Below are 13,962 nucleotides of genomic sequence, written 5' to 3'. Positions count from 1 at the left end.
CCCCAATTCATCCCGGGAGGTCACCCCATGCCGGAAGTGCGCGTGAACCACATCGAGGTGCTGCTTGAGTCCTCCGATCTGCTCCGCGTTCCGTACTGGGAAGTGCTCAGCGGCGTGGAGGGACCTGCGCTCATGCTCATCGCCGCCCAGCATGGCAATGAGGTGCAGGGGATCGAGGTCATCCGTCGCCTGGTGGATATTGCCCGGACCGACCTGCAGCGCGGCTCGGTCCTCGCGGTGCCCTTCGGGAACCTGGTGGCGATTCGCAAGCGCCGTCCACACATCTCCTCGGGCCCCGAGCGCCCTTACGGTGACGCGGACGGTCACAACATGAATCTCACGTGGCCGGGGGACCCACAGGGCAATGACAGCCAGCGCATGTCGGCGGCAATCCACGACGCCGTTTGCGTGCGGGCCACGCACTGCCTGGACATCCACTGCTGGAATAAGTTCACCACACCCACCGCCCTGCCGCGCCAGGATTACGCGCCCAGCCTGGAACTCGCACGCATTGGCGCGTTGCCATTTGTGAACCCTCGCCCGCGCTCCCAGAACCCAATCAGCCGCGAGCATCCCAACACTATGGGCGCGCTGTTCAATGACAGCGGCCGGGCGGCATTGAGTGTCGAGCTTGCCGGACAGTACCTCGTGGACCTGGACCAGGTGGCCCTGGGCCTGCGGTGCGCAGTGAACATCGCCCGGCACCTGGGCCTGCTGCCGGGAGAGCCGGAGATTCCCGCCGAACCGCAGGTCTGGCTGGACACAGCTATCCAGCATGAGGTCCCCGCGCCGGCGAACGGCCTTTGGGTGCAATCAGCGGTGAAGCTGTGTGATTTCGTGGATGAAGGGCACCTGCTGGGGCATGTGCTGGCGGAAGAGAGTCTAGTGACGCTGCCGCTGACCGCACCGGTGGCCGGACGGCTTTCAGTGCTGGGCTGCCCGCGAGAAAACTGCGATGTGTCCCTGGCAGCCCAGCACCCGTATGTGACGGCAGGGGAGATCGTGGCGAAAGTGGTCGGGCTGGAAAGGTAAGTCAACCCGGCGCATATCCCCTCGTCTATCCCTGCTCCCTGGCCAGCGGGCATGCCAGTACGCACGCCTCGAAGTTGCACGGGCGATGCTTCGGAATTGCCGGCTGCTGCCGCAGGGCTGCATCCAGGGTGTCTGCGTCGATTTTGTCCGGAATTTCCACGTTCATCTCCCAACCCACGAAGTTCACGCCCTCCTCACCCACCAGCGAGTACCGCTTCGCCCAATCGCAGCGATCCCGATCCAACAGGTGAAAGGTTTCGGTGATCCCGCCAAGATCGAGGCGCACCTGGTCGGTGAAAGCGCAGGTGCGGCAGGCGTCCACGCAGCGCGAGCAATTCTCGCAAGTGGAAAGAACCGCCGCATCCGCAGGAAAACCATCCGGGGCAATCTCGGCGTCCGTCACGATCGCTGCGAAGCGTACATTCGGCCCGAACTCCGGTGTCAGCACGAACCCCCCTTTGCCGATGCGCCCAAGCCCTGCAGCCACCGCCGCGAAGCGATTGCAGAAGGCATCGGGCTGCTCGCCGCGAGGGTTACCGACCACAGAACCGGTCCCGGTGAGGTCGAAAGTGAGCGCGGCGCGGTGTCCCCGGTCCTCCAGCCAGCGCATCGCCCGGAAGCCCCAGAGGGCCAGAAGGTTGATGCTCTCGTATTGGGCAAATGCGTACGGGCCCACCGCTTCGGCAGGCTCCAGCGCGGTGCGTTCAACGCTGGCTCTGGGCAGACGCAAGCCCACCACGATTACCGATTTCGCGCCGGGCAGGTGGTCATCCGGCGTTTTCGTCCTGATCGTTTCGACGTGGATTTCCGGCTCATAGGGATGCATCCGCTGGGACTTGTCTCTTGCAACGAGATGCTCTTTTCCGTCGAACAGTTGGGCCAACGCGGGCTGCATCTCCGCAATACGCGAAGCGGGGGCTACTCCCACAAGATCAGCGCCCAGCTCGGTGAGGAATCGCTTCAAAGCCCTCGCCGCCTCGTCCGGACACGCTCGCGGCGCTTCCGGCGCCTTGAGTTCGCGGGAGGTGGGGCACAGCGGCGCGCTGCTGATCACGGTTGCAGTGGCAACCTGCCAATTCCCAGGGATCCCCTGCAATGTTGCCTGGAACGCTTTCTCCGGGAACTCCGTGCAGGACATGGCACTGTAACCCCGGCGCTCCAGCATTCGAGCGACGTCATAGGCCGCGAGCTCTACGAGGTACTGACGGGCTGAAGCCACCGTGTCGCGGCCCTCGGGTTTGCGATAGAAGACCCCGAGTGTCATGGCGCTCACGGCGTCCGGCAGTTCCTTTTTCAGATCGATGCCCTCGGCGGCCAGGTCTTGAGCGGAACTGACCACAACGAACTCCACACCTTGCCCCTGGGCCACCGCCGCAAGCTGATCCTGGAAGCTCCGGTCCACCACCGGCGCCGGCTCAAGGTCCCGTCTGCGCCGCGGGGCATTTGTGTATTCGGGCTGGAAGTAGCGCTTGTTCGCGGGAACGCAGTAGCGCAGACAGCTCCCCATCTCGCCGCCCCGGAATCCGTGGATCGCCACCTGCTCCAGGATCACGTCTTCATCAACCGTGTCGGGGATCGGCAGGTCGAGGTCCAGATCGAAATGTTCACCCCAAGCGCAGCGCCACAGGTTCTTCCGGGCGAAGGTGTAGCGCTTATCCTCGATCTCCACCACATTGAGACCATCGACTTCCTTGGACAGAGCCCCTGAAAGACAGTGCTTCACGCACAGATTGCACATGTCGCAGACGCTGCCGGGCTCCAGCAGCGGCGTGGGCTCCAACACCGCGTCGGTAATGACCGTCACATACCGCTGCCTCGCGCCGAACTCGGGTGTAATCGCGAGCCCGTTGTACCCGTGCTCGGCAAGCCCGGCAGCCACTGCAGCGTGAATGTGACTCACGTCCGGCGCGAAATGGGCTGTGAGGTCCTTGTAGCCCTTGTAGCGCCAGATATTGGAGCTGACAATGGGCACAGCCGCGTAGCCTTCGCGTTCCAGCATAAGCCCGAGACGGTACGAGATCTCGTCCAGCCGCGAGTTCATCCAGTACTGAACCCGGTATGGACCGATCTCCTGGGGATGCTTGATCCCACCCATTTCGATAGCAGCGTCGGGGTGGTGGATGGCCATGACCACCACGGATTTCGCTGTTGGCAGGATGCCCTGGGGCGACATGCGCGCTGGAGCCTTGGCGAAGCGCTCAATGTTGGCGATCCCCACGAGATCCACGCGCAGGGATTGGTAGGCGTACTGCTTGACGCGCCCGGTAAGTGCGCTGTCTACGACTCTGTGGGTGCAGGTGAGGTCCATCGTGGGAAGGGTCCTCCTGGGAAAAGTGGACGGTAGATGGGGCTAGGGCACGGTTTGCTCGCGCCGTCGGGCGAGTAAGGCTCCGCACAGTCGAAAAGCAGTAACGAGCACATTGTGAATCAGTCCAGCGCATGCGTGCCAAGGCGGTCCGCGGAGCTGCGCGCATCGGCGAGAAGGGCTTCCATGCGCTCCGGGTTGGCGCGCATGGATGGGAGGTAGACCCCCAGCGCCGCGAGCACCTGCCCGCCGGGATCGAAAACCGGGACCGCGAGCGCCGCGATGCCCCGGTCTTCCTCGATCTGCACCGCGTGCCCGTCTCGCCGCACCGCGCCAAGAGCTTCGGCCAATTCGGTCTCGCTTTCGATGCCACCCCAGGCTTCTCCGGGCAGCCCGTTCGCGTCCAGAATCTCCCTCAGTTCCTGGGCATCAGCCCAGGCGGCAAGCACGCGACCGGTCACCATTCCCCAGTAGCCGCTGCCTGTCTCGACGCTGGTTGCCACACGCACCACCTCTTGCCCCTCAGCACGCAGGACGGGCAGCCGCTTGCCATGGACCAGCGTGGCGAGCACGACCGATTCCCCTGTGAGCTCGGCGAGGGCGTGAACAGCGCCGGTTGCAGCTGCGATGAGCCCCCCAGAAAGGGCGCTTCCACGGGCGATATCCCTGCAGCGAGGTCCCAGGGTATAGCCGCCCTGATCATCCCGCCCCAGGTATCCGCAGCCCACCATGGTCTTCAGGATGTTGTGGGCTGTGGGAGCCGCAACATCCAAATGCCGGGCGATGTCCTGCAAAGGAGCGCCGTCACCTGACAGTGACCGCAGAACCAGGTAGTCCAGGACGCTGAAGGCCCGTTCGATGGACTGAATCACGGTGCGGCGCTCCTCTGGATATTCATTATAATTGAAGACACTTCAATTATAGTGAAGTCATGCGGAGGGGTCAAGCGGTCATCGAACTCCGGCCACCGGTAGCGGTGGGAGAAGGGAACTCCGCTCTTTCAGCGAAAAGCTGACTGCTGACACAAGGGCGTTCACGGAGGGCTGTCCATCATGCGCAACACCGCCCTGATCGCTGGCGTATTGTGGCTCTCGTGCGGGTTTGGCATCGCGCAGGAGCCGGTATGGTACCCGCCCACGGAACCTTCGCCTTATGTTCCGGATGATGCCCGGTTCATCGGTGCCGGGAACTCGAAGCTGACCCATTTCCGGGGAAGCTGGGAACTCGAAGATGGCATCAAGCGCGCGGTCCTGTGTACTGCGCCGCGAATGACCGTGGCCCTCTACCTCGAGGGCAAACTCATCGCCGAGGGGCACGACACCCATCAGGCGACGCCGGTCTGGATTGACGTGACCGACCTCGTTCACCCTAGAACCGTGCGCCTTGCGGCCAAGGTTCACTCGGACTGGACCCCGCAGTTGTATGTCCAGATGCGCGTGGAGTATGAGGACGGGACGTGGAAGGACTACATCACCGACCTGACCTGGCAGTGGTGCGACGATCCGCCCGAGGGCTGGGAGCGTGGTGAGGGTGGGGGAGAGTGGGTGCCCGTGACCGATCAGGGCGGCTACGCAGCGGGAGACGGCGCTTTCTGGGGCCGGGATTTCGCAATCCTGCCCCGCGAATTGCTTCAGAAACGCTTCGCGGCGCATAATCAGGCGCTTCGCGACTCTTGGGTGGCAGACCGGGCTAATGCTATCCGCATGGATACGCCGCCCGAGCGTCCGGAATGGGCTGCGCAGTTTGCCGACTTCTCGCGCATCGACCCCGCAACCGGGCAACTGCGGGACGGATCGGGCAAGGTGCGACATCTGTTCTTCACCATCTACGGCCAGTCCGGTGGGCTGGGTGTGACAGGCTGGGACCTGGATCAGCTTGAGGCCGACCTGGACCTCATGGCTGACAGTGGCGTGAATCTTTACGTGCGCATGCTGGGCTGGGGATCGCTGCTTGATGAGAATGGCGAGTGGGCGAAGCTGGAAAAGCAACCATCCGGCTCGGTTGCTTTGAACCTCCACTTTGACCGCACCGTGGACCTGCTGGACCATTTCGTGCGCCGCGCCTGGGCTCACGGACGCTACATTGTGTTCGAAGGTGATTTCTACTGGTCTGCGCACCCTATCGTGCCTCCGCCATACCGGGCGCGATACCACCTTTACCCGGAAGTGCTGGAAGCGCAGGCGCTCGCGACCCGGAAGATCATGGCCCGGTACTCCCAGTGTCCCCACGTACTGGGAATGATGATCGGCGAGGAGGACATTGTCCTGGAGCACGACCTGGACAACCCTCACCAGAAGGCGCTCTTCGCGGACTTCCTCGCCCGCAAGTACGGCACTCTCGAGGAGTTCAGACGCCAGACGTCGTGGGGGTATGACTACGCGGACCGCTCGGCATATGATCAGCGCGAATGGACGGCGGAACATTGGCCCGGGAAGCCCCGCGAGCAGGTGCTGGTGCCCGGCTTCAGAGGCAGGGAAGACCCTTTCGCCGATGCCACGACGTGGGAAGATATTCCGCTGCCATTGTGGCCGTGGCCGTTGGGCGTCTCCGAACCCCACGTGCGCAAGGGCGCGTGTACCTCCCACAACCAGTTCTCGCCCGAAGACCCGCTGTGGATTGACTTCTACGAGATGCGCGAGGACGAACTGCTGTTCGACATGCTGGTGAACTGGGCGAAAATCGTGCGTCAGGCGATGCCTAATCAGCTGCTTTTCTACTCCAACGCCCAGGACCTCACTGCAAGCTGGCATTTTCTGCACCTGTACCGCCGGGCCGAGCTGCCCTTTGACGTGATCGGCGTGGGCTGCCACGACAGCAATACCGACTTGGCCGATCTGCCTCCGTGGGCCACGGTGCGCAAGGCGATCAAAGTGATCTCGGCCTACAGGCCGTACGCGTTGGCCCCAGGCAGTCCGTCCGTCGGCATTGCGTCAGGGGAGGGAGAGGGCGGCAACCGCGATCGGCCGCAGGAGATCCTCAACTACTACCGTGGTGCGCTTTTCGACGAGATCGGCGGCGGCGCGGCGTGGACGCAAACCTACGCGTGGCCGCACATGAGCGGTGCCCACGACGGTGCGAAGCCCCACAGGACGCCGGTGCTGGAATGGATGGGCGAATTCATACCCGCCACCGAGGGCATAGAGTTCCCCCTGGACCGCCCGGTGCAGGTGCTGATCGTGCGCAATACCAATCTCGCGCACTCCAACATGAGCGGACTGGACTACGGCAATGTGCGGGCGGTGGCCGAGTTCCTGACACAGCTCAACGTGGAGTTCGACATCGTGCAGGACCGCGACCTGGTGTACGCGCCGGCCGGGGACTGCCCGCCCTTCAAGGTGGACCTGTCGCCCTACCGTCTGGTGATCATCCCACAAATGGCCATCGACTTCCCCGCCTGCGCCTGGACCGCGCTGGACGCCTGGCTCAATGGCGCGACGGAAGACGGCCCGAAAGTGCTCGCACTGGGATGGGTAGGCAAGCGTGGGCCGAGGCTGGAACCGAAGAAGGCGTTCCACCCCGTGCTGCAAAGATGGGTGGGCATGTGGGACTATGCCGGCACAGCGGACCTCAAAGGGAAGCAGACGGTGGAATTGGTCGAAGAGCCCGGGACACGCGAGCTGATGTTGAACTTCGGAAAGGTGCCGCCAGTGGGGACATTCGACCAGGGCGAGCCAGTGCTGAAGGCTGGCGACGGTTCGGTGATTGGTGCGCGCACACGGAGGGGCTACGCGTCAGTCTTCGCTTTCGGCTTCCCGCTTGGGTTCGCGCACGAGCCGCTCTGGGGACTGGAGCCGAGGCAAGAGCCACGGGACGCAATGGCGCCTTTGTTCGACTACCTGGCCGGCGAGGCCTGGATAGATCGTCCGGTGATCGCCCCACACAATGTGCGGGTGTATCTTGCCAGCCGGGGGGAGATGATCCTGATCCGGGAGCGGGCCGGAATTGGCGGCCCCGTCCGGATAGGGCTGATGCGTGATGAAGGGCGAAAGTACCCGGGGCTGGAACTGAGGATGGGTGAAGACGGGTACGTGTGGTTCACGGTGGATCTGGCGCCCTGGGAAGGCAAGTGGTACAAGGCGGAGGGTTGAGGCAAGGCTCGTCCGACCAGACCTTTGCAGGCGGGGCTAATATGCCGCCGGCTGTCTCTCATTGTCTGCCCGTGGATGCGGCAGGATGAGTGAAGGGCCGGGAAGAATGGGGTAGGGCGCTTCGTTCGCCACAGGATGTCGCTGCGAACGCTAGACACCTGAGACCAGTCCCTCCAGGGGTGCCTGAGAACATGGCGGTTGGGATGTGCGGAGGGACCATGTTGTCGCAGATGGCCTCGTGTCTCGCCGTCGAAGTACACGCTGGACGGCTTGGCGTCGACAGCATCCGTCAGGCGGGTCCCGGCGGATAGTTCATAACCGATGACCTGACACTGCGGCCCCTGTATTCCCGGTGACCCGGAATGCGCAGGCAAGCGTGGAGCGACTCTTGCGGAACGAGTGCGGTCGGGGTGAGTCGTGGAGTGTGGGACGCTGCATGTGGCACCCAACATTGTCAAGACGCACGGGAGCTGAACTCATGGGCAACGATCTGCTGTTCTCCCTGGCTCTAGCGATAACTCTTTGCGCGGCCGCCCTTTGCCAACCTGGAGAAAACCAGCCTGTTGAGGGCAGAACATGGTGGGACGCGCCTGACCGCGCGAAGAAAGTGGCCGAGCTGATACCAGGCCGAAAGCTTCCCCCGCAGACCGCCGCCACGCTGTTCGCAGACTGGACTCGCCAACAGGCCGAGCGCTGGCAGGCCGCGCACCCCGAGTCCAGCCCCGAGGCGGACTGGAATGTGCACGTTACCGCAGCGCCCACGGATGATGAGATCCGGGCCGAGTTCCCGCGACACATCGCACCTCTGGCGCGTGTGAAATCTGGGAAGGTGGACCCCTCAAAGCCCAGCGCCGCTCTCTACACTTACTGCCCCTTCTGCGGTTCGTACTCGTTCTCGGTGTTGATGGACCCTGCAAACGAGTACCACGCCACCACCAACTGCTGCAAGACCGACCTCTGGGGCCGGGAGCAGGATGCCCCAGCGGACTATGCGCTCAAGGCCAATGCAACCGCACAATTCCTCCATTTGGACGAGACTGTTCAGGAAGTGCCCTGCACGCTCTACAGGGATCGAGATGGTGTGGAGTGGGAGCTTTTCATCCGCACCTTTTTCGACCAGAAGCGCTGGCTCAGCGTCGGCTGCGACCTCGTGCGTAACTATGGACGGAAGTTCGAGGAGACCGCGGACCCCCTGTACGTTCACAAGATCGCAGTGATTCTTGATCAGGTGGCGGATACCTATTACGGCCTGCCGCTGTGTGACCACAACGAACTGGCCAATGGCAAAGATGGCAAGCCTCTCACCCGCGCCGAATGGGAGGCCGTGCCGCGGCCGGCAATCTTCGAAGTCAGCTATCTCGGAGCGTGGAGCCGCAGACTGCCCGGTGGCAGCCGAGGCTGGCTGAATATGATGGATGAGCACATCTGGGTGGAACCTTACGCCCGGGTACATCTGCATCCGGCGTTCCGGTACTATTCAGAGAGAACCTACGGCGATCCCGATGCGCTCGACCGGAAGATCGCGCAGAAGCTTCTGCGTGAACTGTCGCTCATGTTCAAGAGCGTTTTCTCCCAGAAACTGCTGACGAATTACCAGGAAGCCAACTACGTGGACCTGTGGATGCTCGGGGTTCTTCTGGGCGACGAGGAACTGCTGGACTTCGCCGGGCCTGCGCAGGAAGTGGCGATGTACAATCACACGTACCAGGACGGCATGAACGGTGAGGGCGCCCCAAACTACATGGCCATGCCGGGCGGGTATTTCTACCCATTCCTGCGCGATCCGAAGGGCTGGCTGCAGTTCTACCCCAACTTCCTTGAAGACCACCCGTTCTATTGGGCGGCAGATGCGGAGCTGCGGAAATTGGGCACCGTCCGCGGCATCCAGGTGGAGTTCGGAGATCAACACGAGTTCGCATTTCCCAGCAACTTCATCAACAATCCCAATCAGGTGCGAGAAAACGAAAAGATCGGCAGCCGCAACTGGCCCGGCTACGGTGTCGGGATCCTGCGGGTCGGCGGCCCTGGACACAGACAGGAGGCATGCCTGGCATACACCCGCGCTTCTTTGCATAACGCCCAGGATGCCCTGAGCCTGGAGTGCTGGGTGGATGGCGTGCCGGTCCTGCGCCGGGGTGGCTACGCGGCCCACTGGTGCAATGCCCGGCTGCAGTGGGAGCGACCGGAGTTCGCCGCCCTGAAGAAGATGGATTACCCCTTCGAGATGCAGGAGGGCCCGCGGGGCTTCGACAGCTGGACCTGGGTCTATGCCCACAGCGCATTGTGTCAGAACGGGGCGATTGTCGACCAGATCGGCACGGGGAAAGGCTGGGGTGACAACCGGGGATACGGGGAAGTCATCACCTTCAAGGGTGGCGAGGAAGCCGGCGCGCCTGGATCCGGGTTCCAGGTGCTGGATGTCAAGGACCACTACTCTTGGTCAGGCGTGGGGGTAACCGCGCCCGAGTTCCGGCGCACACTCATCGGTGTGGAGGGCCCTGACGGCAGGCCGTACATTCTGGACCTGACGAAACTCGTGGCGGGAGAGGAGCAGGCGCTTCTCAACAGCGCGTGGGGAGTGCGCGCGGAAGCGAACCTGCCGCCTGTGAAGGAGACGGCGGAGGACCTCGCGGCGGTAATCCAGACGCGGGAGGGCGTGGATGAGAACGTTGATTACCGGGCGTACAAGCAGGTCAAGGAAGTGGCGCGGCTCGGTCAGACCGGCGGTTCCTGGGACGTGACGTGGAAGACCGACATCGCCGCATTCGCTCCCCGCGACCCCAATGACGGCTCCTTCAAGCGCCCGGTGCCCGAGGACGTAGGCAAGGTCCGGCTGCGCATGCTGGGACTGGACGCGGATCCCGAGAACACCGAGCTGATAAGCGCCAGAGGGCCGTGGATTGGTTGGGTGAAGCAGCCCCTGCCCGGTGGTGCGCGGGTTGACGGAAATGTGGCCTTCCTGGGCGCACGGGACTTCATCATTGAGCGACGCACCGCCCGGAATGTGCCCCTCGAGAGCCTGTATGTGCATGTGCTGGAAGGTTTCAGGGAAGGCGAACAGAGCGCCATCAAGTCGGCGCGGCTTCTCAAAGCGGAGAGCATCGAAGGGAACGAGCGGGACATCGTGGCCCTTGAACTGGAGATGACCGGCGGGCACACCGACACAGTGATCTACCAGTCAGAACCGGGACGGATTCGGCTGCCCGGCGGCATTGAAACCGACGCTCGCTATGCGCTGCTCCGGACCGATGCCGAAGGCGAGGTCAGTACCGCGGAGGTCTGCCGCGGCACGGTCCTGAGGGCGCCCGGACTGGAGACCGCGATGCCCGGGGACTTCACCGGCGAGATCGTGGACGTGATTGGCGACCTCACCGGCACCCGCCAGCAGAGCGCGCTGATCATCAAGCCGGACAAGCCCTGGCCGGCGGGAGGCAACCTGCACGACCGGCAACTGCTCATCACCTTCGAGAGCCCGCTACGTGACGCCTGCAATGAGGGCTACCGGCTGGACAAGGTGACCGAACTGCCCGGCGGGTTGGTGCGAGTGGATGTGCAGGATCACGCGCCTTTCGTCACAAGCTGGCACCAGGTGACGGAGATGCCCGAGGACCGCCCCGGGGTCATCCGCACCTGGCGCCCCATGGTGGATCACGGCAACGGGCCCTGGTACAACGGGCTCAGAGTGTGGTTCCCGGAGCGCGACCGCACATACACCATCCGGCGGGTCAATGAGGTGGGCGGGGGATACGGCGGCGATACGCTGGAACTGGTGGAAGAGGTCGACCTGCGCTCCGAAGGCATCCGGATCGGCGACTGGTACGTGATCTACGGGGTCTGGCCGGGGCTGCGAGTCACGGTTGCCAACGACCTGACGTGGCGCAAGGAACGCGCCGAAGGATGGGAACAGCACAGCTTGCGAGGGACCGGGACGGTCACGGTCAGGACACGCGGGACGGAAGGAGCCCTGGCATTCCGCAGCGACGCAGGTACCTGGCAGGACGCGCCGCAGGGTCGCCAGTCATTCTCTCCAGCGGAACTGGGGTCTAGCGGGATCACGATCATCAGCGCCAAGCCGGAGTGGCTCAACCTCAATGACGCGGGGGCGCCGGCAGCGGCTGAGATCGCGCTGGACGGGAAGCCGGTGACGGTCGAAGCGGCGAGAGACCTTGGTTGGATCGACGCACCGCGAAAGCTGACGGTGGCCATCAGGGACGCCGACAATCCGCTGGACACACAGTCCCTCCAGGTCAAAATCAACGGTGTTCCCCCAGACCCTACCGCGGTGGCCCTGGACGATGACGGCCAGGGCGTGCGGCTGGAAATAGACCTGCAGGAGGCGCTGGCCTCCGAAGCGCACAGACCTCGCAGGCACCAGGTCGAGGTGAGCGTGACCGACCGGTCCGTAGAGCGCCATCGCGCCACCGTCTCCATCTCCTTCATCAACAAGGTCCCGCTGGAGACCGGGGTGACTTACCTGAGTGACCTCAAGGCTCTCAGTTCCTTCGCTCACGGCGGACTCATCCGCGATCGCGACTACGTGGGCAATCCGGCGGAAATCGCCGGCCGCATCTATCCCAAGTGCATCACCCTCTGCCCGGAACCCAGTCCGGACGGCGCCCATGGCCGGGTCGTCTACCAGGTGCCGGAGGAGCTGAGAAATGCGAAGCTGCTGGCTGAAGTCGGAATCAGCGATTCCAGCCGGGGCAACGGCAGCGCAACCTTCCAGGTGCAGGTGGGGGAAGCGGCCGAAGGCCCGTGGCGCACGCTGTTCACCTCGCCGACACTGCGGGGAGGAGACGATCCGGTCGCCCTTGAAGTCCCGCTGGATGGCGCGAAGTTGCTGCGCCTGTACACCACGGACGCGGGTGACGGGATCAACTCCGACCACGCGGTCTGGGGAAGCGCGAGGCTGAAATAGCTTCGGAAGCTGCGGCGGCTGGGCGGACTTGAGCACTCAGCCGCCCAGCATCCTTCCGCAGCAAGTCAACCGTCTCCAGCCGGCAGCCCGGATTGCTGCCGTGCTGTTCGCCGTGGTCGGAGTTGAACTCCGCCTGCAAGTAAGCCTGAAGCTGGCCCAGCCTGACCGGAAGCTCTCCCCGCACCGCGGCGCTGTCCTTGATCGTCACGGCCATGCGGTCCCCAAGCACATCGGCCCAGGCTCGCAGGCTTGAGAGCACCGAGCCGGCAGGCGGTTGTCTGGGGCCTCGTGCACCTGCACGGCCTCGCGTGCGTGGCCCGGTGCTCCCCGGCGGGCTTCCGGGCGCCAGTCCCCGTACAAGCCCTTTCAGGTCCGGACATTCCCAATCGGGTCGCCCTTGAAACGCCGCATTTCCCGGCACGGATTTCCAGGGATCCCACCGGGATTGCGACACGATTCGAGACTGTGGTTCGACCGGGTGCTGGGGTTTCTTCGTGAGGCGGGAGAGCGAGGGAAAGGCAGGCAGCCTCACACTTACCGGGCGTGAAACCGACGTGGGGCAAGCCCAGTGTCGCGAAGGCTAATGCGAAGGGAACGCTGAGGCGGCTACCTCCATCGGGGGCGACGTCCCCGTCGTCTCGGAGAGACAGGCTCGTCCCCGCCGTCGTCAGGAAGCGTGATTTGTGGGCCGTTGGTCTGCTCCGGGCCGGGTGGGTGAGCTATGGATGCATCTGCCATCTCGTCGAAACCGTTACACGTGGCGTCCGCACACATGCCGGCCGAATCGCCGATGCTGCCCCAAAGGGCGATGGACGCGCATGCGATGATTCCGAGCAAGAGCGCAAACTCGACGGTAGTCATGCCACGCGCGCCGTGGGGCCCTGCTCGCGTGATCGCCTGCATACTATTCGCCTCCTGCTGGAACGGCCCGGGTCACCCCAGTCGGTACCCGAAGCCTCTCACGGTCTTGATTACGTCTTGCACACCGGCCGCTGCCAACTTCCTGCGTATGGAAGCGATGTGGCTGGCCGCGGTGCGTGTGTGTCGCGATCGACGGTTTCCCAGTGTGCTAGCGAGTTCAGCGGGGCTGACAACTTCTCCGGAGCGTCGGGCGAGCTCGGCGAGAATACGGCGCTCTGCCTCCGTCAGCGCGACCTTGCTGTCCAAGATCTCCACCACGTTCGGCAACGAGCTGGAAACCTGGCCCTCGACAGGCCGGCCACGGTCATCCTCCGGTCCGCTGCTTGCGCTCGCGCGCCGTAGAACAGCCCCTATCCTGCAGGCTAACTCGGACAGGTTGAACGGCTTGGTCACGTAGTCATCTGCCCCTGCTTCAAGACCGACAATACGGTCCGCGTGGTCAGTCCGGCAGGACGTGATCACGATGGGAATATCAGAGCGCGCCCGTATCTCCCGGCAGAAATCGAGCCCGTCCTCGTCCGGCAGTATGAGGTCAAGAACAACCAGACCTGGCTCGGTGTCAGTGATTATCGCCCTTGCGGCACGGGCGCTCCCGGCACGGAGCACCTCATACCCTGCCCTCGCAAGCACACGCTCGACTGCGGCAGCCAGCACACTGTCATCATCGATGAGCAGTATCTGATCGGACATGGTCATCC

General features: G+C 63.8%; 7 protein-coding genes. 3 read left to right on the top strand and 4 right to left on the bottom strand.

From position 1 onward, the window contains the following. The first annotated feature begins 27 nt into the window (after nt 1–27). On the top strand, nt 28–1,032 hold the full coding sequence (locus HPY44_08790) for a succinylglutamate desuccinylase/aspartoacylase family protein (GenBank protein ID NSW56097.1): 1,005 nt from the start codon (nt 28–30) through the stop codon (nt 1,030–1,032). 25 nt (nt 1,033–1,057) lie between these two features. On the opposite strand, the gene HPY44_08785 is transcribed toward HPY44_08790, so the two are convergent. Further along, nucleotides 1,058–3,340: a hypothetical protein gene (locus HPY44_08785; protein ID NSW56096.1), complete on the bottom strand. Its 2,283-nt coding sequence runs from the start codon at nt 3,338–3,340 to the stop codon at nt 1,058–1,060. Between the two features lie 119 nt (nt 3,341–3,459). Continuing rightward, nucleotides 3,460–4,209 carry an IclR family transcriptional regulator gene (locus HPY44_08780; GenBank protein ID NSW56095.1) on the bottom strand — a complete coding sequence of 250 codons (750 nt, stop codon included), beginning with the start codon at nt 4,207–4,209 and terminating at the stop codon, nt 3,460–3,462. 180 nt (nt 4,210–4,389) lie between these two features. Here HPY44_08780 and HPY44_08775 point away from each other — a divergent pair, with 180 nt between their 5' ends. Further along, a complete protein-coding gene (locus tag HPY44_08775; protein NSW56094.1) occupies nt 4,390–7,425 on the top strand; it encodes a hypothetical protein in 3,036 nt (1,011 codons plus the stop codon). 478 nt (nt 7,426–7,903) lie between these two features. Further along, nucleotides 7,904–12,343 (top strand): NPCBM/NEW2 domain-containing protein, encoded by a 4,440-nt coding sequence (locus tag HPY44_08770; protein ID NSW56093.1) that lies wholly within the window; start codon nt 7,904–7,906, stop codon nt 12,341–12,343. A 606-nt stretch (nt 12,344–12,949) separates the two neighbouring features. Here HPY44_08770 and HPY44_08765 read toward each other — a convergent pair. Together HPY44_08765 and HPY44_08760 are read right to left on the bottom strand one after the other, a co-directional pair. Then, entirely contained in the window at nt 12,950–13,246 is a 297-nt protein-coding gene (locus HPY44_08765) for a hypothetical protein (protein ID NSW56092.1), read from the bottom strand. A gap of 30 nt (nt 13,247–13,276) precedes the next feature. Further along, entirely contained in the window at nt 13,277–13,954 is a 678-nt protein-coding gene (locus HPY44_08760; GenBank protein ID NSW56091.1) for a response regulator transcription factor, read from the bottom strand. Nucleotides 13,955–13,962 lie beyond the last annotated feature (8 nt).

The sequence above is a fragment of the Armatimonadota bacterium genome (assembly GCA_013314775.1).
In the GTDB taxonomy this organism is placed as follows: Bacteria; Armatimonadota; Zipacnadia; order Zipacnadales; family JABUFB01; genus JABUFB01.
The sequence above is the reverse complement of the archived record's forward strand: the minus strand, read 5'-3'. Positions and strand labels throughout refer to the sequence as shown.